Below are 22,894 nucleotides of genomic sequence, written 5' to 3'. Positions count from 1 at the left end.
AAAAAATATAGAAGAGCTAATGCAAATTAGCCGCTATCGGTTGAAGGATTACATCAAAGGACAAAGAGCGATATCGCTTGCCCTATCTACCTTCTAGCTCGCTTGTCCCCCTCTCAGGCTTCCTCCCACTTTCCTGCTGCTAGTAAGTTATGAAGAAAATAGTAATTTTCTTTCGTTGTTGCCATGATATAGCGCACCTAAATGAAATGTAAAAACCCTCCGTTTGCCGTCTTGCTACACTTGACTTCTAGAGCCTACCCGTTCACAAATCAATTAGGCGCACTATATATGGACTCCTTATCTTTATATTTGTTCTGATCACTTACAATATCTCAGTTAAACGACAATTCAGAAGCGGGTGCGGCAGGACTCGAACCTGCGACTCGCTGCCTAGAAGTGCAATCGCCGATCTCGTAGGGTGCGTTAACATAGTGTAACGCACCCCTTTACTGACTCAAGCTGTTAAAATATGTCGGATGACTTAAAGATTGGGTTTAATTTATAACTCTACCCAATTCTCTAAACTTAATCCTTCAACCCTCAATAAATCACTGTCATTAGAAACAACAATTAAACTTTTAACTATAGCAGTAGCAGCAATTAAAATATCTTCTGTTTGTATGGGTAATCCTCTTAATCTAAGATCAGCATGAATTTCGGCTGCTTTTTCTAAAATAGCTAAATCATCTAATAAAATAATTTGATAATCCTGACAAAGTTGGTTAAATCTTTCTCTTTGTTTAGGTGCAGCAACTGCCAAAAATCCCCTCTTAATTTCAAAATAAGTAATGCAACTGATAAAGATACTTTTTCTTTGAGCTTTGACATCTTCAATTTTTTGATAAATTTCAAGATTACGCTTAATGATCAAAGAGACGATATTAGTATCTAACAAATAACTCATAATTATCTATTTACGCTTAATTGCTTCATCGAAAATAGCCATTTGTTCAGGAGTAAAATCGCCGCCAATTTTTGACAGGATTTCTGTGGACATAATAAAGCTACAATGCTCTTTCAATTCCGCCTCTGACATAGTGTTAAATTCATCAAAAGGTAAATTTTTTTCAAATAATTCAACCAAATGTTTCACTATTTCTGAATAATTAAGTTCCTCTTTAAAGAAAGGGCGGTCTTCCATTAAAATAGAAACAACTTGCTCAATTCTCTTAATCATTGATTTTTGTCTAACATCAGTTGATAACATATTTATGTCTCCAGTAAATTTTCAATAATATTTATCAACTGCCAATATATCAAGTTTCTCGTGGTTATGCAACATCGTGAGTTCGATCTCGAATAGATCCCTGTAACGGTGTCTTGGGTGGGATGTATCACCATTCTCATCGGATGGTGGTTTCTGCGATGTCGAATCTGTTTGGGGTGAAGATGTCTTTATGGTTAAAAGACCGCAGGAGACGCACCTTGTCAGGCGAGGACATATTACACTATCCTTATGATAGTAGTAACCTTAGCCGAAACCATGAAAACAATTAGTTTTAAAACCCATGTAGGAGAAGATGGAACATTACAAATATCTTTACCGCCTGAACTTAAAAACACAGATTTAGAAGTCACCTTAGTTTATCAGCCAATATCTCTAAAAGAAAAAGAAGAAAAAACTACATTTAGCCAATGGCAAGAAGGCTTTTTTGAAGAAGTAATTGGCGGTTGGGAAGGTGAATTATTAGTAAGAGAAAAACAGCCAGATTATGAGGAAAGAGCGATCGAGAATGATTAAGGATAAAAATCAGCAAACCTATAAAGACCCTAGTATTGTCGGTTATTATGCCCAATTAACCGCGCTACAGCCAGCAGAAAAGACAATTTTAACCCTGCTGCAAGAGCGTTTATCAACCATGAAAATGCTTGATTTAGGGGTAGGTGCGGGACGGACTACGAAGTATTTTGCCCCTCTTGTGGGAGAATATATCGGGGTTGATTATTCTGCGGAAATGATCGCCGCTTGTCGTCAAAAATTCCCCCATTTAGTCTGGCAAGTGGCCGATGCTAGAAATCTAGAACAATTTGCGGATAATTATTTTGATTTTATTCTCTTTAGTTTTAATGGCATTGATTATATTTCCCCTGCTGACCGTTTTCTAGTTTTAGAGGAAATTAGCCGCATCGGTAAAGCGGGCGGTTATTTTTGTTTTTCTAGTCATAATCTTCAGGGAATTATCCCAGAATTCGATTGGAAAAAAAAGATTAGTTTCAATCCTTTTAGTAGCTATGTCAATTTAGTCATCTGGGTGATTTTGCGGGCCTGTAATCCCTCTCTTAGCTACGAACAGTTATTGACTGCTGACTATGCAATTATTCGGGATGAACCCCATAATTTTCGTCTGCAAAATTATTACGCCACCCCCAAAGAACAATTAAGACAGTTAAGGTCTTACTTTCAAGAGATTAAAATTTATTCTTGGAAAACCGGTCAGGAAATTAAGAGCGAACAAGAGTTAAATACTAATCTTGATCATTGGCTTTATTATCTCTGTGTTCTTCCCTAATATTATCCCGCTTTTTTGGGGGATATTGAAGTAATGCTTGGGCAAGATAATGACCAGTGTAGGATCTTTCACATTTAGCCACGGTTTCCGGTGTTCCCACCGCGATTAATTCTCCTCCCTTGTCCCCTCCTTCCGGTCCCAAATCAATAATCCAATCGCTACAGCGAATCACGTCGAGATTATGTTCGATGACGATAATCGAATTACCTTTATCGACCAATCTTTGTAACACATCTAAGAGATGATGCACATCATAAAAAGATAAACCCGTAGTCGGTTCATCAATCAAATATAGGGTTTTTCCGGTGGCCCGTCGGGATAATTCGGCCGCTAATTTTACCCTTTGTGCTTCCCCACCGGATAAAGTGGGAGCGCTTTGGCCAAGTTTACAGTATCCTAAACCCACATCCACGAGAGTTTGTAATCTGGTGGTGGCCCGGGGGACATTTTCAAAGACTTTTAATGCTTCCTCGATCGTCATATCTAAGACATCGGCGATCGAATAACCTTTATACTTAACCTGTAGGGTTTCCCGATTATAACGCGCCCCTTTACACACATCACACTGCACATAGACATCGGGGAGAAAATTCATCTCGATGACGTTTACCCCTTGGCCTAAACAAGCTTCACAGCGTCCTCCCTTAACATTAAAAGAAAACTGCCCCGCTTTGTAACCCCTAGCTTTTGCTTCGATGGTTTCGGTGAAAATCTCGCGAATAATGTCAAAAACCCCCGTATAGGTGGCAGGATTAGACCGAGGGGTGCGTCCTATTGGTGATTGGTCAATGACAATTACTTTATCAACCGCGTCCAATCCTTCCACTTTATCTAATTCTTTGGGGAAGGGAGTTAAACGGGTTAAATGATGTTGTAAAGCTGGATATAATAACTCATTAATTAGGGTGGATTTGCCTGAACCAGATACTCCTGTAATCGAGACTAATTTTCCTAAAGGAATCGTTACATCAATATTTCTTAGGTTATTCTGATGGCAATTTTTTAAAACTAAAGCGTTACCATTTCCCACTCTTCTTTGGGGGGGAGTTTCAATAACTTTGCGTCCCGATAGGTAGGCTCCTGTTATCGATTTTTTCGACTTTAAAAGGGTTTTAAAACTGCCTTGACAGATGATTTCTCCGCCATGAATGCCCGCTTTTGGACCGATATCGACCACATAATCGGCTGCCCGAATCGTTTCTTCATCGTGTTCGACGACGATTAAAGTATTACCTAAATCTCGCAATCTTTGCAGGGTTTCTAACAGTTTACTATTATCTCTTTGGTGTAATCCGATGCTAGGTTCATCGAGAACGTATAATACTCCTGTTAATCCCGAACCAATTTGAGTAGCTAATCGAATTCGTTGGGATTCTCCCCCAGATAAGGTCATCGCTGGTCGATCGAGGGTAAGATAATCTAATCCCACATCGATTAAAAATTGTAGTCTCGCTTTGATTTCTTTGAGAGCTAATTCTCCAATTAATGCTTGTCTTGGGGTTAAATGACAATCATTAATTCTCTGCAAACAATCCCGAATGGTAACTCCGGTAAAATCCGTGACCGTATATTCTCCCAAACGTACCGATAAAGCTTCCGGTTTTAATCTTTTTCCGTGACAAACTTCACAGGTTTGGTTAACAATATATTTTTCTAGTCTTTGTTTAATAACTTCCGAGGTGGTTTCTTGATAATTTCTATCTAAGATATTGATAACTCCGGCAAATTCTCGATAGTAACCGCGACCAGTATCGTAACGGTAATCATCTTCAAAATAGATCGGTTCTTTACTCCCATAGAGAATGATATCCTGCTGGGTTTTTGTTAGTTTCTGCCAAGGAGTTTGAATTTCAAAACCTAAAGCTTGCCCTAAACCGTAGAGGAGAGAAAGATAGTAGGAATTATCCTTATCTGACCAGGGGGCAATAGCAGAATAAACCGGCTGTTTTGGGTCTGGAATGACTAAATCTGCCGAAAATTTCCGTAAACTGCCCAATCCGTGACAGTTGGGACAAGCACCATAGGGAGAATTAAAAGAGAATAAACGGGGGGATAATTCCTCCATAACTGCCCCGTGTTCGGGACAGGCAAATTTTTCAGAAAAGACAATTTCTTTGGTAACTTCGGGATTATCTTCGTTATTCTCATCGAGAATTTCCACAATCGCTACACCGTCGGAGTGCTTTAAACAAGTGGTTAAAGAATCCACTAATCTTTCCTGTAAACCCTCTTTTTTGATCAGGCGATCTATAACAATTTCGATATCATGAAGATGTTTTTTATCTAACTCGATGCCCTCGGATAATTCTACTACCTTGCCGTCAATCCGCACCCGGGCAAAGCCTTGGGAGGCCAAACTAGAGATTAATTGCTTATGGGTGCCTTTTTTGCCGCGAATTACTGGAGCTAAGATTTGAAATCGGGTTTTATCGGCTAATTCCATCACTCGATCGCACATTTGATCGATGGTTTGGGGGGCAATATTGCGATCGCAATGGGGACAATGGGGTTCACCGGCACGACCGAACAATAAACGCAAGTAATCGTAAATTTCCGTTACAGTTCCCACACTAGAACGGGGATTGTGGGAAGTGGATTTTTGGTCAATGGAAATAGCCGGACTTAAACCCTCGATCGCATCCACATCGGGTTTATCCAATTGTCCCAAAAATTGACGCGCGTAGGCGCTGAGGGATTCCACATAGCGGCGCTGTCCCTCGGCAAAAATAGTGTCGAAAGCGAGGGAAGATTTGCCCGATCCCGAAACTCCCGTAAAAACAATCAACTGATTGCGGGGTAATTCGAGATCAACATTTTTGAGATTGTGTTGTCGGGCGCCACGAATACGGATTGAGTCAGTTTGAGCCATCGGACGGTGCCAAGTAGTCCTAAACAATCATAGCCTTGACGAATGGGTTTCAGCTACTAAAAAACCAGTCTTCTATCATATCAGAAGATTATCGGGGTTAAACCGCTCTTTCGAGAAACTCGCGCAGATCTCGATCGGCCCCAGGACCACAGCTAGGACTCGCTTCTTCTTCTAAATGGGCTAAAACTGGGCAATTAATCCGATAATCTGGTTCTTTTGACCGTTCTAGCTGCAATTCGTACACTTGTTTTTCCAGTTGTTCAATACGGTCCACCAAAGCGCGAATAGCCACCGCTTCCGAGTCGAGTAAATCACCGTGTTCGAGGGGTTCCACCCGCGTCCCAGCGCGATAGATTAAACGACCGGGTACACCAACAACGGTACAATCGGCGGGAATATCCCGCAGAACCACAGAGCCAGCGCCGACGCGAACGTTATTACCCAGATAAATATTACCTAAAACCTTAGCCCCAGCGCCGACGACCACATTTTCCCCTAGAGTCGGGTGACGTTTACCGCTTTCTTTCCCCGTCCCTCCTAAAGTAACTCCTTGATAGATGAGGGCATAATCACCGACAATGGCGGTTTCTCCGATGACCACTCCCATGCCATGATCGATAAAAACACCCTGACCAATTTGGGCGCCGGGGTGAATTTCGATACCAGTCAGAAAACGGGCAAGATGGGAAATTAAACGGGGAATAAAGGGAATCCCGATCTGATATAGCCAATGGGCGAAGCGATGGCACAGTAAAGCCTGTAATCCAGGATAACAAAATAGTACCTCTAACCAGTTGCGGGCAGCGGGGTCACGTTCAAAAATGATCTTGAAATCGGCTAGGAGAATAGATAACACGAGTCTTGATTCCATATTGATCGAGCTTATACTAAACTATGTTATCACCCTGGTAAATGAGCCGTTCAACTAAAAAGCGATCGAATAACCCGTTTTCCTAGTTCGCTTGTACTACTCTTGTCCAAATTTTGAAGATATTCTTAATTTCTCTCTTGTTTAATCTTCCTTCTTTAACTTGGGTCTGAAAAAATGCGATTTTTTAGCCTTTTTTGGCAAGCTTTCAGCTAAAAATATGATTCATGCTATCCATCGTCACCATTGGCAATTTTTATTAACCTTGCTGTCAATTGCTGGCAGTATCAATATTGTTACCGAATCTGCCTCAGCTTTAAATATCACCCGATTAAGCAGTCTTGGCAATAGTACAACTGCTGCTAATAACTTCGGGGCAGAAATTCCCGCTTACGACCCAGCTAGTCGCAGATTATTCGTGACTGGTCCCAATAATCGTCTAGATATTGCCGATATCAGCAATCCGGCTAGTCCAATTCGCTTACCCTCGATCGATCTTAGTCCCTACGGTGCAGGGGTTAACAGCGTTGCCATCAAAAATGGGATCGTGGCCGTGGCCATGGAAGCTAGTCAGATTACCAATAAGGGCAGTGTGGTTTTTTTCAATACTAATGGTGTCTTTGAGAGTCAGGTGACTGTGGGCACTTTACCAGATATGTTAACCTTCACTCCTGACGGTAATCGGGTTTTGGTCGCTAATGAAGGGGAAGCGAAAGGAGGGATCAATCCCAATAGTTCGGTTAGTATTATTGACCTTAGCATCAGTGTTCTCAATGCCACGGTCAACACTGCCACCTTTACCGGTTTTAATGGTCAAGAGAACACTTTAAGAAATCAGGGAGTTCGTATTTTCCCAAGTCAAACGGTTTCCCAAGATGTGGAACCAGAATACATCACCGTTTCCGACAATGGAACCACTGCGTGGGTGTCTCTACAGGAAAATAATATCGTCCCTATACTTTTGTGGGAATAGAAAGGGCTGGCGGTTTCATGGTTTATGATATCACCAACCCTAGTCATCCTTTCTTTGTAGATTATATCAACGATTGGCAATTAGGCGCTATCTCTCCCGAAGGATTATTATTTATTCCCGCTGCCGATAGTCCCAATGGTACTCCCCCGTTAATTGTGGCCAATGAAGTGAGTCGTAATCTGGCGATTTATTCCATCAAACCTGTCCCAGAACCTAGCGCAGTTTTAGGATTGCTAAACCTCGGATTAGCTGGTTATAGTTTGAAAAAAAGAGGGTATTGCTAATTAGGGTTTGCGGCAAAAAGTTTTTCGTGGGGTGTGGGGTGTGGGGTTTTACCGATGTTGAGGACGTTCGGCGATGCTCAGCCGAACCGCCGAACCGCTTGTCGAACCGCCGGGGTCAATTAGCTAATTTTCAGGGAAAAAGTACCTTAATTTTCCCCCCGATCACTCCCAGTTCTGATATACTTTTTGAGAAAAAAAGTCTAAAAGTCTTAGCCAAAAAGGTGTTTAGATATATTCAGCCAGCCCTAGATAGAAAGCCATTTAAGTAATTTTCTATGGAGAGTTAAATTATGTCGTCAACTGCCTACGAAACTGATTATAATCAATGGCTAAAAGAGACGGTAAAACATTTACAAGAGCGCAATTTTGAGCAGGTGGATTGGGATAATTTAATTGAAGAAATCGAGAGTATGGGAAAAAGTGATAGACGAGCTTTAATGAGTCTGTTAACCCGTCTTATCGAACATCTTTTAAAGCTGGCTTATTGGCAAGAAGAAAAAAAACGGTCAGGTAATCATTGGGCGGCAGCAATAGTCAATTTTCGCGCCCAAATTCAGCAGCGTTTAGAAGATAGTCCCAGCTTACGGCCAGAATTAGCAGCCATGTATGATAAAGTTTATCCAGTGGCGATTAAATCGGTTTCTCAGCTTTTTTCCCTTAATTCAGACGCTCATATATCCCTCGAACAAACATTAGATGATAATTGGTTTCCCCCAGCGGAAAAATAGTTCTTAATTAGGAGTAATACTAAAGCTGAATAAATGTGAAATATAGACGAGATAAGGGTTTTAGTGTCCTGTTTTGCTCTCACAGGTGCAAGATTTTGAGAGAATCGTGCTTCAAAACCTTGGGTCTTCATCGGCCCGCGTCCTGTAGGGGCGAAGCATTCGGATAGAAAATCTACGGTTTCACCGATAGGTTATTGCCCGAATGCTTCGCCCCTACTTTTTGCCGCAAACCCTAATCAGTTTTTAATAACCAGATTTATACTAAATCCGTTGAGTAACTCACAGAAAACGGGTTTCTCGGAGAAACCCGTTTTCTACTCATGCAAAAGACAAAAAGGGGAATAAATAATCAGTTTTTAATAACCAGATTTAGTATAATTTGCATAGTCAACAGCTTACCCACGACTATAAAATTAACATCCATCTTGCGGGGGTATTACCCTGGTTAATACCCCCTATTTTTGGTACGGTATAGTGTTAAGCTTCTCCTGTGATTGATAAACCCTCTACCCAAACGTAGGGACAAACACCACTGGGAGTAATAACTGCTTCCAGTTCCAGATAAACAATCGATTTCAGCAGTGTTAAAATATCCCCGGCTACGGTAGCGGAATCGATGCTGATGCGCTCATTTTTGTTCACTAACCAACCGTCAAAGGGCAAAGAGAAGGAACCTTGTAGAGAATTAACTCCCGCATGAAGTGCCTGTAAACTATCAATTAAAACCACATTTTCTGCCGTTTCCAAAGAATAGCTTTGGGGTTGATTAGCACTAGCAAAAACGTGATAAAAATGGGGACTAACCGTTACTTTTGACCCAATGTTACCGTTACCAGTCGGTTCCGTATTCATCCGTTTAGCGGTAATCGTGCTATGGAGAAAATTACTCAAAATCCCCTCTTTAATTAATTCCACACGATGGGTGGGAGTACCTTCACTATCAAAAGTTTCTGCGGCAACATTAGCCGGATGGAGGGAATCATCGCACAAATTTAAGGCAGTAGCGGCGATTTGTGTTCCCAAAGATTCAGGAGTAGAAAGACTCTGTTTATCAAGGACATTTTGGGCATTAAACAGATTAGAAAATGCTCCCATTAGACTCAAAAAGGCGCGGGGGGCAAAAACCACCAAATATTTACCCGTGGTAATCGGTTGATAGTCCAGATGGCTAACAGTTTTGGTAATCGCTTCCTCGATACAACCATCGATATCTAATTTTTCCAGTCCTGGACTCACCCGAAAAGCACCGGCGCTGCGGGGTTTTTTGCCTTCCTGTTCGGTTTTGGTGTATAAATACACACTGGCATAACTACGCGCTTCCTGACGCATTGCCCCCTCGCTATTGAGATAAAAACGTCTGACCTGCTGTTGTCCCAAACCGTTATAGGGAACACTGGCAATAGCTGGATGGGCTGCTAGTAAGGATTTTTCGGCGGCTAATAACTTATCGACGAGAGTGGATACAGGTGCTTGATTAGACATTTCGCTGGCCACTTCTGTGGTAGGCGCGGTGGCGGCGGGACTAAAATCGGGGACATTTTCCTTAACCCCAAAAAAGCTGGCTTCTTGGGCGGTTTTCAGGGCTAATTGCAGTCCCACCGGGTCCACATCGGTGGTCGAGGTGACACCGACTTGATTATCCCGATTCCAGACGCGAACGATAACGCTGGAACGATTGGAAGCTTGTACCTGTTTCGGTTCCCCTTGAAACACATCCACATCGGTTTCATCCACAGAAGAACCATAGATGTCGTATTTAGCAATTCCTAAAGCTTGGGCGCTAGAATTAGCGATTTGGGCGATATCTTCAACTTTTGGCATAGATTTGGTCAGAAATGAGATGAATGTAGAATTGAGCGGTCAGCCATCAGCAGTCAGCTAGATAAAAGTGATATTTATCAGAAAAATGGCTGATTAATTGAAAAACAAAGAACTCAAATCTGAAAACTGAAAACTGAAAACTGAAAACTGAAAACTGAAAACTGATAACTGATAACTGATAACTGATAACTGATAACTGATAACTGAAGAGAGATTCGGCCAGGTAGTGACAATAAAGACGATAACGGCGGCCGTGGCCAGCATAGCTTTGGCAACGTGACCGATAACCGTACCGACGACGATACCGACACAGACTTTTAGGGATTGTTGCAAACGGGGGGTTAATTCCAAATCGCGACGATAGGCGTATTCTCCGACAAAAGCCCCGACCACAGGACCGACAAATAGGCCGATAATCGGGCCGCCAATGGGTAAAGCCGGTAAAAGCCCGAATATTCCCGCTAATAAGCCCACTACTAGCCCGATTTGACTCCAATTGCTCGCCCCAACTTTTTGGGCGCCGAGATAACTAGCGAGGAATTCCACCCCCAGACTGAGGAGAAGGATAACAAAGGCCACGGCTAAAGCGACCCCCATCCCCGCGAATTTGGTGACAAAACCCCACACCACCATGGCGATTAAAATCAAACTCATGCCGGGGACAGCGGGCAGCAGTTCGCCAATTATCCCCACTATCATGATGGCGATGAGGAAATAGTAGAGAATTACTAAAGCCATGATTAACGACCGCCAACGGTAATAGAATCGACTTTTAAATGGGGTTGACCAACGGTGACATAAACGCTACCACTGACGGAACCGCAAAAACCCGCCGCTAGTCCTAAATCTTGGGAACACATAGAGATTTTATTCATAATCTCCTTAGCTGAACCGATTAAAGTCGCGCCTTTCAGGGGTTTAGTCAGGTTGCCATTTTCGATAAGATAGGCCTCCTCGACGGCGAAATTAAATTCACCGGTCGCCCCCACACTACCACCGCCCATTTTTTTACAATAAATGCCTTTATCGATGGAATTAAAAAGATTATCGAGGGTATATTCCCCGGGAGCGATGTAGGTATTCCGCATCCGACTAGCGGCCGCATAGGTGTAGTTTTGACGGCGACCGCTACCCGTGCGCGGATGACCGGTTTTAATTGAACCAGTGCGATCGGCAATGAAGTTTTTTAGGATACCATTTTCAATTAGGAGAGTACGCTGGGCCGGCATTCCCTCATCGTCCATATCGATAGTACCGAAAGCTTTATCGGATAATCCTTCGTCCCAAGCCGTCAGGTTGTCGTGGGCGATTTTTTCGCCTTTTTTATCGAGAAAGGGCGTGGTTTTTTGCTCAATTTGCGTAGTTTCTAACAAATGGCCGCAGGCTTCGTGGAAGATAACGCCGCCAAATTCATTGGCCATGACGATGGGATAACTGCCGGATTCTACATAGTCAGCGTAGAGCATTTTACCCGCCGATTCGGCCACTTCTGCCGCCGATTCCTCGGCATTCCACGTCCGCAGAAAATCGGGATTACTGGTACTACCCACCCGTTTACCAATGCTAGAACGATTAGTCCCATCGGCACAGAGGAGATTATAGCCCACGGATTGGGTGAGGCGAATATCCCGGGCAAAAGTGCCATCACTAGCGGCAACTAAAATTTCTTGCCAATCGCGAAAATAAGCGGCGCGACGAGATTGGACGTGAGAGGCTTTCTGATTGAGGTGAACGTTAGCAGTTAGGAGAATATCACCCATTTCTCGCAAAGAACTGCAATTATTCAGCCAAATATCTTTATTTTTGACCGTGGCATAATCCCGGAACATTTCCAGATTGATTTCGGGAATATAGGCGTTAGGACTAGGTAGGTTTAAACCGAGAATCGATAAACCTTTTTCTAGGGCATTTTTTAAGCCTTGGAAGCTTAAATCGTTGGTACTGACATAACAATCGGCTTTACCGCGAAAAAGGCGGATTCCTGCCCCTGTAGATAGTTTCGGTGAGAGACTGGTGATGCTGTCATCTTCGGCTAAACAACTGATATAGTTGACTCTTTCCAGGAAAAATTCGATAAAAGTCGCCCCGGCAGCCCGTCCCAGTCCCAGGAGAGTGGACAAAGGGGCCGCCCAAGAGCTATCAAAGTGCTCCAGACTAGGATTATATTTCAGGGTGGGGAGTTCTTTGGAGATGAGTAGAGTGGGTGACATAAAGCTCGTTTATCAGTTAATCTGCTGGTTTCTAGTCTAACAGTTCTCAGTTTTTTCCGTCTTGGGGTGGGTTAGCGTGGCCCAACCAGGCTAAACTTTTCTCCTTCATATCTCTTCATAAAAACCTTGATTCGATCGCTGATCGCCCGCAAGATTAAATAAAGAGCGACTCAGGATTAAAATAATGGCCACAGCGACACAATTCTTAAACATTTCTGACTTGACAAAAGATGATTATTGTGTATTCGGTTTAGCGATTTGTTTTCTCAAACAGGAGGGAGAATTAGAAAAAGTGGCGGTGTTAGAACCGATTCCCTCGGCAGCTCTAGAAGCAATTGTCAAAGGAATTCCCACTTCCTACGAATTTGCCCGCGCCATGAGTTTAGGAGAGGTATTTCAGGACGATAATCCTCAAATACCTAGTAATTTTCCCGATAATACCCAATTATGCGAGAATTTTGTCGAAAGGGCGATTGCTGCAACTCGCACCTATAAAAATCAACCCCACCTACAAGGGTTAATCCCCTTGGGCGGCCAAAAAGACGATTTAAACTTTTCCCTAGAGAAAAAACGCATCTTGAATGCTGTTCATGTGGTGCGGACGGAGGATAACGTCAAACAACATTCTCACACCCATAAGGTTTTGTAATCAAGGTTAGTTCGGGTTAGGGAAATTTTGCTGTTTTCCCTAACCCGAACTCAGGTTATCGCAGTGGAGCAATAGCTGCTCAATTAATTGTTTAGTCTCTGGTGATACTAATCGAGGTCAAATATAGGCTAATTTCCCCAAAAATCAGCGATAAAAACCTTTTTTCCCATCTAGACTGGCTCTGAAGACTGGGAAGCTCGGAAAAATCCCAATTGAGCCACAATTAGCTTAATCAAAAAATGTGCTATAATCAGAATGTAAGCACAAGGGGCCGTAACGGTTTCGACAGGTTAGCGAAAGCTCCCCCGTGATACAGGTCGAGAGTGAGTCTCCTCTCGTAAATCAAAGGCTCAAACAAAAAGTAAATGCGAACAACATCGTTCCTTTCGCTCGTAAAGCCGCTCCTGTAGCTGCCTAATAGTCTCTAATCGACTCGAGCATTCATAGTTTGACTCCGTTAAGGACTATGGATAAACCCCCAACGGATGCCACGTTTAACTTTCTCTAGTTAGTTAACCGTCTAAGCTTTAACTAGAGCATCCCACTGTCCGGGATAAGTGACAGTCCCCGTTTCGAGGGTAATCGAAACTAAACCTGTGAATGAACGGACAGTCAATACCTAATTTGGACAGCAGTTCGACTCTGCTCGGCTCCACTGATTAGTTTAATGAAAAACCTTCTCTCCCGCATGGACGGGGTGCAAACGCCGATTATTCCCGTGGTCGGTCAATTAATTAAAGCGAACCCCGGCACTATTTCCCTAGGTCAAGGGATTGTTTCCTATTATCCACCCCGGGAAGCGATCGAATCTCTATCTTTATTTTTAGCTAATCCCAAAAATCATCAATATCAATCCGTGGCGGGAATTACCCCCTTATTAACAGTAATTCGGGAAAAACTAGCCGAAGATAATCGGATAGAAATCAGCGATAAACAGGCAATTTTTGTGACGGCGGGCAGTAATATGGCCTTTATGAATGCTATTTTAGCCATTACTTCCCCAGGGGATGAAATTATTCTCAACACTCCCTTTTATTTCAATCATGAAATGGCCATAAAAATGGCTGATTGTCAAGTAATTTTGGTCACCACAGACAAAAATTTTCAATTGCGTCCGGCTGCCATTGAAGAGGCAATCACGGAAAAAACTAAGGCAGTGGTGACGATTTCTCCTAATAATCCCACGGGAGTAGTTTATCCAGAAAATACCCTAAGAGAAGTCAATCGAATCTGTCAAAAAAAGGGCATCTATCACATTCATGATGAGGCCTATGAGTATTTTACCTATAACCATGCCCGCCACTTTTCCCCGGCGGCAATTGTTGGTAGTGAATCCTGGACTATTTCCTTATTTAGTCTCTCAAAAGCTTACGGTTTTGCCAGTTGGCGCATTGGTTATATGGTAGTACCAGAACATTTATCTGAGGCGATTAATAAGATTCAGGATACTATTTTAATTTGTCCGCCGGTGGTTTCGCAATACGCGGCCCTAGGGGCGTTACAGGTGGGTAAAAGCTATCCTTTAGAACAGTTGAAAACTATCAGTCAAGTTAGAGAAATTTGCCTGAATGCTTTAGAATCAATCGGCGATATCTGTGATGTTGCCACTGCGGAAGGGGCTTTTTATTTTTTCCTGAAAATTACCACAGACAAGAATGATTTTCAGTTAGTTAAAAGTTTAATTGAGCGGCAGCGGGTGGCGGTGTTACCCGGTTCAACTTTTGGGATAACAGAAGGCTGTTATTTGCGTCTTGCCTACGGTGCTTTATCTCCAGAAACAGCTTTAACGGCAGTAGAAAGATTGGTAAAAGGACTGCGTTATTTTAGTCAGTGATTTTGAAGAATAAATACTGGCTTTCTTTCTTGGTTTTTACTTTACCACAACTGATGAAAAACCTTCTTTCGCGCATGGATGGGGTGCAAACGCCGATTATTGCCGTGGTCGGTCAATTACTTAAAGCGAAGCCTGGTACTATTTCCCTAGCTCAAGGGATTGTTTCCTAATTATCCACCCTGGGAGGCGATCAAATGTATTTCTTGAGACTAGGGGTTTGGCTGGCTGGTTTCCATAATCAGAATTGCTGACCTCTGGAGGGACAATTGACGGCAAAGCGCTTTTGATCTAGACTAGGGGATGCGGAATGCTCTGGCCTGTAAGATGCAAACAATCTATTTTTATGCCCCTGGCGAAATCAGACAAAAAAATATCAAGGAAGACCAGACTCTATGGACAGGCGATCATAGCAATTTTACGGCTTGGATAGCCCAAACCTACTTTCATCTTAAACAAGCCGGCTTTCCCTGTGAAATAGCCAGAGAAATCCCAGAGCAAGGAATTTTAATCGCCGACCGAGATACCCTAGATAATGACTATCCCTTCTTGGATAAGGTCATGTTAATTTGTGTCCAAAGCGACAAAGAATATCACCCTTCGGCTCACCTACACATTGTTTATAATCCGTATACTTGGGAGAAGGTTAAGGACTCTATTTGGAACCCCCATCTAATTAGTCATTGGCCGATGCCCGGGTTAATTCCCAGAGATAGGGAACGGAACACCCTAGTGGAGAATATTTCTTACATTGGCCACAGGAGTCAGTTGGCACCGGAATTAAGGTCGGAAGCATGGCCAGAGTCTTTGGATACTCTCAATTGCCATTGGATGCCGATTTGGGATAAATTTCAATGGAACAATTATACTAATCTAGATGTGATTGTAGCCGCGCGTAGTTTTGATTCTCGAAATTATCCTAATAAAGGTTCTATTAAGCTAATTAATGCTTGGCACGCTGGTGTTCCCGCTCTTTTGACTCCAGAGTTAGGCTTTTTAGCAGAAAGAAAGACGGAGTTAGATTTTATTATTATTCACTCTCTAGAGGAGGCAATTGAAGCAGTTCGTCGTCTGAAAAGTTCTCCAGAACTTTATCAAAAAATGGTTGAAAACGGTTATGAGAGGGCGAAAGAACACACAATTGAAACCACTTTAAATCAATGGATGTCTTTTTTCAAAGATGTGGCTTTTCCCACCTACGACCAATGGTCTGCTTTAAGTCAACTTGAAAAAAGATGGTTGTTCAGTCAGCGATATTTAGCTTTCAAATATGGCAGACAGAAACAGAAAATAAACAACCTTGTCAAGTCAAAGGCATAATTCAATTCTCGAGCAATTATTTCTCCTTCGTACAAAAAATAGTTGATAGCCTTTCTCATCAAGATAACGACTCCCCAAAACCAGAGAGTTTGTACCTCACAATTAAGATAACTGCTATCAGATAACCTCTGATTCTATCTTTTGGGCTATTCTTAGTTTAGCCGAACGAGAACGAGGATTTTTAGCTTGTTCTTCTCGACTGGGAATAATCGGCTTTTTCGTGATAATTTTCAAGGAATTATCTTCGCGAAAGCCATACTTGATCAGACGATCTTCTAGACTATGAAAACTGATCATAGCGATAATTCCCCCGGATTTTAGCCAGTGGGGGGCTTGATTTAACAATTGTTGCAGAGAATCTAATTCTTGATTAACAGCGATGCGTAGGGATTGAAAAACCCGCGTTGCCGGATGAATACGTCCATAACGGTAACTAGCGGGGACAGAACTAGCGATGACAGCCGCTAATTCTGTAGTGGTAGTAAAAGGACGTTTTTGGACGATCGAGCGAGCAATAGGACGAGATAAACGTTCTTCTCCGTATTGATAAAAAAGATCCGCTAATTCTTTCTCCTGCCAATGATTGATAATATCGGCTGCCGTCAGGGATTGACAGCGATCCATCCGCATATCTAAGGCTGCCGTGTGGCGAAAACTAAAGCCGCGCTCGCTCTGATCGAATTGGGGAGAACTGACTCCTAAATCGGCGATAATGCCATCAAAACTGCTATTTTGTCCCTTATAATCGGCGAAGTTCCCCCACCAGAGGGTTAAACGGCTATCTAGATAGGGGGCAAGACTAATTTTAGCGGCTTCTAGGGCGCTTTGATCGCGATCGATGGCGGTTACTTTCGTTTCGGGATGAGCTTCTAAAAGCAAGCGGCTGTGTCCACCACCCCCTAGGGTAAGATCGAGGTAATGCCCCCCGGGTTGAATATTTAAGCCGGCGATTAATTCTTGACTCAAAACGGAAATATGGGGAAAATCTTGATTCATTTGTACTGATAACTTCCTAAAAATGGCGATTTAACCTAGAAATAACTGATAGGCAGGGTTTTGACTTTCATCCCAATAGCGATAGCCGAGAGTATCGAGAAAAGCTTGCCATTGATTCATTTCATCGGGGGGGACTTGTATGCCCACGACGATGCGCCCGTAATCGGCCCCGTTATTGCGATAATGGAAAACGCTGATATTCCAGTGGGGACTCATGGAGGCGACAAATTTCATTAAAGCCCCCGGTCGTTCGGGAAACTCGAAACGATAAAATAATTCATGGTCGGCTAAATGCGATCGCCCTCCCACCATGTGGCGCAGATGCAATTTAGTCAATTCATCATCACTAATATCGAGGGTTTTAAAGCCACAAGCTTCAAAACTCTCGGCTAATTTCTTGGCATCGCTGCGATTTTCGATCTGGGCGCCGACAAAAATATGCGCTTCTTTTTCATCGGCAATACGATAACTAAATTCGGTTAAATTGCGTTTGCCGACACATTCGCAAAAACGCCGTAAACTGCCCGGTTGTTCGGGAATAGTCACAGCATACAACGCCTCGCGCCGTTCCCCTAATTCTGCCCTTTCCGCCACAAACCGCAGACGATCAAAGTTCATATTCGCCCCACAAGCCACAGCAACGAGGGTTTTATCCTCAATTTCTTCTCTTTCTACATAAGCTTTCGCTCCTGCTACCGCTAACGCCCCCGCAGGTTCTAAAATCGAGCGTGTATCTTGAAAAACATCCTTAATCGCGGCACAAATATCATCCGTATCCACGAGAATAATCTCATCCACATACTGCTGACAGAGACGAAAAGTCTCCTCTCCCACCTCGCGCACCGCCACCCCATCGGCAAATAATCCCACTTGCGACAAACGCACCCGATAACCGGCTTTTAGGGATTGATTCATCGCATCTGAGTCCACAGGTTCCACCCCGATAATTTTAATTTCTGGGCGTAAACGCTTGACATAGGCGGCAATACCTGATATTAAGCCACCGCCACCAATAGCGACAAAAATGGCCTCGATCGGTTGCTGATATTGTCGTAAAATTTCCATACCGATCGTACCCTGGCCGGCGATTACCTCCGGATCATCGAAGGGATGGATAAAAGTTAAGCCTTTTTCCGCTTCTAACTGCCGCGCGTAGGTGTATGAATCATCGTAGGTGTCACCGTGCAGGACGACAATTCCCCCCCGGGCTTTTACCGCGTCGATTTTGACTTGGGGAGTGGTGACAGGCATAACGATAATCGCTTGGGTTCCCAATTGCCGCGCTCCCAAAGCGACTCCCTGAGCATGATTTCCCGCCGAGGCAGCAATTACACCTTTTTGTAACAAATCCCTTGACAAATGCGCCATTTTGTTGTATGCGCCGCGCAGTTTAAAAGAGAAAACTGACTGCATATCCTCACGCTTGAGTAAAAGCTGATTGTGCAAGCGTTGGGAGAGATTGGGGGCAAATTCCAAGGGGGTTTCTTGGGCGACATCATAGACGCGTGCGGTGAGGATTTGAACCAGGTAATCGCAGTACATTATTCTTTTTTGGCGGTGGGGATTGGCAAGTCAGGCTAGGATCCAGAATAGATCATCGTCGGTCCGGTTCGCAATAAAGAGCTATCATACTGAATCCTTTGATCATTTTCAACTTTTTCGATGAGTTTTCCTAGTCCGTAATCCTCTAGGATTTATGCAATTTTTTCAAATTCGGCAATGAGAATCTTAACGGCAATCAGCTTTTGATCCTCGTCTAATACATAGTTTTTGGTAATTTCTAGCATTGGAGTTTACCCTAAAATTTCTCTAGATTATTATTGATAAGCTGAATCGTGAGCGGAATAGGTATATCGGTTGGTAGAGAAAAGATAAGCAATTGACAGATAAAGATAGCGGTATCTTTCTGTTTTTTGGTCGGCAAATATCTTCTCCTAGAATTGTGCCAGTTTTGTTATCCCTATTTTACAGAATAGGAGGGTGGTGGTTTATGCTTGCCTAACGCACCCGACTGGACTTTAGATTTTACATTTTACAAGTCTCGACGCGAGAGAAGAGACGAAAACACCCCACCTACGCCAGACGGAATCCAATCCATTCATCACAGGGAGGTGTCCTAGGGGTGCTTTTAGGTCAAAAGTAACATCTTTGTAGCATATCCAGCTATTATTCTCCAGATTAATCTGATTCATCCAGCTATTATTCTCCAGATTCGCCAGCATTTGTATCCAGCTATTATTCACTCGCCAGCCTACCCTATCTCCGAAAGCGTCCCAAACTCTTCTATTATGCTGCCGCGTCCCACCGAGTTCGCGGTAGATTTTCGCCTGCACAGAAAAGCCAAATTTTCCGTTACTATATTTCAACCATAATTGGTCAATGGTTCGCAAATCCTCGCAGGGAAAATTATCGATATCCTCCTCTCTCAGCCATCTCTCTTTTGTTCGATTGGCTACCTGTAGCATCACTCTTGCGGTTTCCTTGTCCGCTTCTTTCCATTGCTGCCGTTTTAATAAATCTTCTAAGTTTCGATAATCGATTCCCTTGGCGCTTTTAAGCTGGATAGATGGGGGAGTTTGAGGAACGGAAATAACAGGATTAACGGGTTTTTGAATAGTTGTCTGAGATATAGAGACTGATGTTTTTATCTGCAAAGCTTGCAACACTTCCGAGGCGGATTGATAGCGTTTTTTCGTCCCAAACTCGATTAATTTATCCAGAATATTCCCTAACTCATTACTAACAGGATTATTAACTAACCACTGTCGCCATACCCATTGGTGTTCCCCCCCATCGAATAAATCAAAGGGAGATATTCCGGTTAATAAATAAAGGCAAGTTACACCCAAACTATACAAATCACTGGAATTAACTGCCTTGCCATTTCCCTGTTCTGGGGCAATATATTCGGCAGAACCGATAATTGTTCCCGTCATGGAACGATTTAAAGGACTGACAAATTTTGCTGCGCCAAAGTCCACTAAAATCAATTTATTATCGCTTTTTCTGCGAATAATATTTTCGGGTTTAATGTCGCGATGAATTACTTGTTTACTATGAATAAATTCTAGAATTGGTAAAATCTCTGACAAAAGATGTTTAATTTTGGCTTCGTTAAATACTCCTTCCTGTTTTAATTCTTGTTCTAGATTTTGTCCTTCGATATATTCCTGTACGAGATATTGTCGCCCGTCATTACCGGTAAAATAGGCGTAAAGTTCGGGGATTTGTGGGTATCTTCCCAAACTGTCTAAACGAATCGCTTCTTCTTTAAATAATTCTGCTGCTTTTTGTAAAGTTCCTGTTCCCTGCGCTGACGGAAAAAATTGTTTAATTACACAATAGGGTTTTGAGGGTTTATCCTCATCTATCGCTTGAAATGTCTTGCCAAAACCCCCTTGACCGATTAATTTTAGCGCTCGATAACGTTCTCTGAGCAGTAATTGAGAACCGCACTTATGACAGAATTTATCCGTGGGGGTGTTTTGGTGCGAACAATCGGGATTGAGACAGAGACTCATAGCCGTTTGACAAGTGTGGGAAGATTAACCCCTATTATAGAAAAAGAAAGCAAGCTAGGGCGACTCTAGTGGGCAAATTTTCTGATAATTCGCTGAAAATAAGGTGACAGGTATGGTCAATCCACAACCCGCTATACTTTGTCGATACCACAATTTAGCCATTTTGTCAAAAAAATTTTGACCTTGCAACAAAACTACACAAAAATTAGATCAACGTTGTTGGGGAAAAAAGGGATAATTGGCGAAAGTGTTTGGTTTTGCTCAAGGGAAAAATCTAGATTTAGCAAGGGTTTTAAGACAACCTAGACCATAAAAACCTTAAAAATTACAATAAGAGCCATCATAGCATAATGGAAAATTGTACCAGAATCGCTGGAAGTATTGCAACCTCGTAAATAAATAAAAATTATTCTCAATAAATTCTTAAGTAAAAATAAATATTACCGATTGTAAATTTAAATATTTTTAAGCATTGAAGCTATTTATATATAAAATACTTATCATTTTTCCTGATTGCCTCTGACTTTTCCCTCCCCAGAGTAATTTTGGGGAGTCAGTCGTCGATACCAAACTAGGCTAAACTCTATAGGAGAAACCCGATGACTAACTTGATTATTTCGCAAAAATATGGCTAAAAAGCTCGATTTTGTTATTCCCGCCGTCGGTGGAGTCACAGGAGCCAATTTATCTGCTTGTCTGGGAAATATTGGCTTAGTCGGCGGATTTGGCGGTATAAGCGTCGGTTTAGTGGGAATGACGGGGATTGGCATCCTGACAAGTTCGGCAATTTATGCCAGTCTGCAAGGACTAGAAACAAACGATCACAATGTCGGGTTAGCTTTGGGAATAGGAAGCCTTGGCGGAATCGGTATCTACTCTACCTTTGGGGGTGTGGGAGTCGCGGTTAAAGGTACAGCTTTCGGTGTTGGTGTCGGTTCTATGGCAATCGCTGGTGGCCTAGTCGGGTTAGGAATCTACGGAGTGATGAAAATGTTATCTCCCACCTACTCCGACAATAATTTTTATAGCAATCTAGAATTTTTTGATCGCATTACTAGAGAGTACGAAGAAGCTTTATTTTGGCAAGAAGTTACGGGGAAATATGAAAATCTAGAGGCAGAATTACAGCAACTGTTAGAAGAAGTATCTGTTCAGGAAAATCAACAGTTATATTCTACAGAAATTACTATTCCAGAGCGTTTATCTTGGCAGTGTTTCCAAACTCTTAAAGGTCATCAGGAAAATATTGGGGCGATCGATATTAGCTCTGATGGTAAAATTATCGCTAGTGCGGGAGAAGATCAAACCATAAAACTTTGGCAGCGAGAAACGGGTAAATTAATTTATTCCTTTGTGGGAGTTAATGAACCGCTCCAAACTCTGGCTATAAGTCCTAACGGTAAATCGATTATTGCTGGTGGATTAGATGGCAGAATTAGTCAGTGGCAATTAGACACTAAGCAGTATAAAAGTAGTTTTTTCGCTCGTGTGAATGCTCCCGATAGCCACGATGGTGTAATTTTACAATTAGCTTTTGCTGCCAATGAAAGATTTATTGTTAGTGCTAGTAACGACAAAACTCTGCGAATCTGGGGTTATCATACAGGAGAATTAAAGCGAACTTTAATCGGTCATGAGGAGGCAGTTAATACCTGTGCTATTAGTCCCGATAGCCAAATTATTGCTAGTGGTAGTGATGATAAAACTATTAAATTATGGCGATTTGATCATAGTTATGCTTATCAAACTTTTATCGGTGACAGGGCAGCCGTTAACAGCTTAGCTTTTAGTAATGATGGTCAATATCTAATTAGTGGCGGTAGTGATAAAACGATTAAAATCTGGGATATAAAGACAGGAGAAATTATTAAAAGTTGGCAGGCACACGAGCAGGCAATTATTAGTATTGCTATTAATCCTCATCGCCATCTAATTGCTAGTGCTTCCCGAACAGAAATTAAAATTTGGCAAGGACAAACAGGAGAATTAATTAAAGTTTTACGGGGAACTGCTCCCTTAAAATTTAGTCCTGACGGTCAATTTTTAATTACAGGTAGTTATGGAGGTAAGGTAAAAATATGGTCAGAAATGTTAGGAGAATTAGAAATATTGCCCTCCGATTCCGAGGATTGGTGGGAGGTTTTAGAAATTTCTAAGAATGCCAGTTTTTCAGAAGTTAAACAAAGATATTATCAGCTTGCTCGTCAGTATCACCCCGATCACAATTCCTCCGCCATGGCGATTAAAATTATGCAAAAAATTAATCGAGCTTACGAGCGGTTTTTATTTTCTATCTCCCAACAGTAAAATTGTC

General features: G+C 42.4%; 19 protein-coding genes, 1 other RNA gene and 1 pseudogene. 10 read left to right on the top strand and 11 right to left on the bottom strand.

Annotated elements, in window-relative coordinates; genetic code table 11:
- Positions 1-499: 499 nt before the first annotated feature.
- On the bottom strand, positions 500-904 hold the full coding sequence (locus tag EWV60_RS10840) for a type II toxin-antitoxin system VapC family toxin (protein ID WP_185240610.1): 405 nt from the start codon (positions 902-904) through the stop codon (positions 500-502).
- Between the two features lie 6 nt (positions 905-910).
- Positions 911-1,207, bottom strand: coding sequence for a hypothetical protein (locus EWV60_RS10835; RefSeq protein WP_002754297.1), 297 nt, complete (start codon positions 1,205-1,207; stop codon positions 911-913).
- Between the two features lie 249 nt (positions 1,208-1,456).
- Between EWV60_RS10835 and EWV60_RS10830 the strand changes: the two genes are divergently transcribed.
- Both EWV60_RS10830 and EWV60_RS10825 read left to right on the top strand, forming a co-directional pair.
- Positions 1,457-1,741 (top strand): hypothetical protein, encoded by a 285-nt coding sequence (locus EWV60_RS10830; RefSeq protein ID WP_287232257.1) that lies wholly within the window; start codon positions 1,457-1,459, stop codon positions 1,739-1,741.
- The gene (locus EWV60_RS10825) at positions 1,734-2,510 is read left to right on the top strand and encodes a class I SAM-dependent methyltransferase (RefSeq protein WP_130758061.1); all 777 of its coding nucleotides are present in this window, start codon (positions 1,734-1,736) and stop codon (positions 2,508-2,510) included. The genes EWV60_RS10830 and EWV60_RS10825 overlap by 8 nt, the downstream gene beginning before the upstream one ends.
- Here the strand turns inward: EWV60_RS10825 and uvrA are convergent.
- Both uvrA and cysE read right to left on the bottom strand, forming a co-directional pair.
- On the bottom strand, positions 2,467-5,379 hold the full coding sequence (uvrA, locus tag EWV60_RS10820) for an excinuclease ABC subunit UvrA (RefSeq protein WP_287232256.1): 2,913 nt from the start codon (positions 5,377-5,379) through the stop codon (positions 2,467-2,469). The two genes, EWV60_RS10825 and uvrA, sit on opposite strands and share 44 nt — an antisense overlap.
- Before the next feature lie 97 nt (positions 5,380-5,476).
- Positions 5,477-6,250, bottom strand: coding sequence for a serine O-acetyltransferase (gene cysE / locus EWV60_RS10815; protein ID WP_287232255.1), 774 nt, complete (start codon positions 6,248-6,250; stop codon positions 5,477-5,479).
- Positions 6,251-6,467: 217 nt separating this feature from the next.
- On the opposite strand from cysE, the gene EWV60_RS10810 reads away from it, so the two are divergent.
- From EWV60_RS10810 to EWV60_RS10800, 3 genes are all read left to right on the top strand, one after another.
- Complete coding sequence (locus EWV60_RS10810) at positions 6,468-7,220, top strand: choice-of-anchor I domain-containing protein (RefSeq protein WP_016515668.1); 753 nt, start codon at positions 6,468-6,470, stop codon at positions 7,218-7,220.
- Complete coding sequence (locus tag EWV60_RS10805; RefSeq protein WP_287232254.1) at positions 7,211-7,504, top strand: PEP-CTERM sorting domain-containing protein; 294 nt, start codon at positions 7,211-7,213, stop codon at positions 7,502-7,504. The genes EWV60_RS10810 and EWV60_RS10805 overlap by 10 nt, the downstream gene beginning before the upstream one ends.
- A gap of 290 nt (positions 7,505-7,794) precedes the next feature.
- Positions 7,795-8,232, top strand: coding sequence for a DUF29 domain-containing protein (locus EWV60_RS10800; RefSeq protein WP_002736768.1), 438 nt, complete (start codon positions 7,795-7,797; stop codon positions 8,230-8,232).
- Between the two features lie 477 nt (positions 8,233-8,709).
- On the opposite strand, the gene EWV60_RS10795 is transcribed toward EWV60_RS10800, so the two are convergent.
- The 3 genes from EWV60_RS10795 to EWV60_RS10785 form a co-directional block, all read right to left on the bottom strand.
- Positions 8,710-10,053 (bottom strand): TldD/PmbA family protein, encoded by a 1,344-nt coding sequence (locus EWV60_RS10795; RefSeq protein ID WP_287232253.1) that lies wholly within the window; start codon positions 10,051-10,053, stop codon positions 8,710-8,712.
- Positions 10,054-10,146: 93 nt separating this feature from the next.
- A complete protein-coding gene (locus EWV60_RS10790) occupies positions 10,147-10,791 on the bottom strand; it encodes a DUF456 domain-containing protein (protein WP_287232252.1) in 645 nt (214 codons plus the stop codon).
- Between the two features lie 2 nt (positions 10,792-10,793).
- A complete protein-coding gene (locus EWV60_RS10785; protein ID WP_287232251.1) occupies positions 10,794-12,263 on the bottom strand; it encodes a TldD/PmbA family protein in 1,470 nt (489 codons plus the stop codon).
- Positions 12,264-12,447: 184 nt separating this feature from the next.
- On the opposite strand from EWV60_RS10785, the gene EWV60_RS10780 reads away from it, so the two are divergent.
- The 4 genes from EWV60_RS10780 (at position 12,448) to EWV60_RS10765 (ending at position 16,063) form a co-directional block, all read left to right on the top strand.
- Complete coding sequence (locus tag EWV60_RS10780) at positions 12,448-12,912, top strand: hypothetical protein (RefSeq protein WP_130758068.1); 465 nt, start codon at positions 12,448-12,450, stop codon at positions 12,910-12,912.
- A 267-nt stretch (positions 12,913-13,179) separates the two neighbouring features.
- Positions 13,180-13,570, top strand: a transfer-messenger RNA (tmRNA) gene (gene ssrA, locus EWV60_RS10775).
- Positions 13,571-13,579: 9 nt separating this feature from the next.
- Positions 13,580-14,746: a pyridoxal phosphate-dependent aminotransferase gene (locus EWV60_RS10770; RefSeq protein WP_287232250.1), complete on the top strand. Its 1,167-nt coding sequence runs from the start codon at positions 13,580-13,582 to the stop codon at positions 14,744-14,746.
- 324 nt (positions 14,747-15,070) lie between these two features.
- Positions 15,071-16,063, top strand: a complete 993-nt coding sequence (locus EWV60_RS10765) for a glycosyltransferase (protein ID WP_287232249.1) — start codon at positions 15,071-15,073, stop codon at positions 16,061-16,063.
- 117 nt (positions 16,064-16,180) lie between these two features.
- On the opposite strand, the gene rsmH is transcribed toward EWV60_RS10765, so the two are convergent.
- The 4 genes and pseudogenes from rsmH to EWV60_RS10750 all read right to left on the bottom strand — a co-directional run bounded on the left by rsmH (position 16,181) and on the right by EWV60_RS10750 (position 20,580).
- Entirely contained in the window at positions 16,181-17,059 is an 879-nt protein-coding gene (gene rsmH, locus EWV60_RS10760) for a 16S rRNA (cytosine(1402)-N(4))-methyltransferase RsmH (RefSeq protein WP_287232248.1), read from the bottom strand.
- A gap of 30 nt (positions 17,060-17,089) precedes the next feature.
- A complete protein-coding gene (ilvA, locus tag EWV60_RS10755) occupies positions 17,090-18,601 on the bottom strand; it encodes a threonine ammonia-lyase, biosynthetic (protein ID WP_287232247.1) in 1,512 nt (503 codons plus the stop codon).
- Between the two features lie 35 nt (positions 18,602-18,636).
- Positions 18,637-18,846: pseudogene (locus EWV60_RS23385) on the bottom strand (RelB antitoxin-like protein).
- 231 nt (positions 18,847-19,077) lie between these two features.
- Entirely contained in the window at positions 19,078-20,580 is a 1,503-nt protein-coding gene (locus EWV60_RS10750) for a GUN4 domain-containing protein (RefSeq protein ID WP_287232246.1), read from the bottom strand.
- 627 nt (positions 20,581-21,207) lie between these two features.
- Between EWV60_RS10750 and EWV60_RS10745 the strand changes: the two genes are divergently transcribed.
- Positions 21,208-22,887 (top strand): WD40 domain-containing protein, encoded by a 1,680-nt coding sequence (locus EWV60_RS10745; RefSeq protein WP_287232245.1) that lies wholly within the window; start codon positions 21,208-21,210, stop codon positions 22,885-22,887.
- The last annotated feature ends 7 nt before the right edge of the window (positions 22,888-22,894 follow it).

It is taken from the genome of Microcystis sp. Msp_OC_L_20101000_S702, assembly GCF_007095705.1.
GTDB lineage: Bacteria > Cyanobacteriota > Cyanobacteriia > Cyanobacteriales > Microcystaceae > Microcystis > Microcystis ichthyoblabe_A.
The sequence above is the reverse complement of the archived record's forward strand: the minus strand, read 5'-3'. Positions and strand labels throughout refer to the sequence as shown.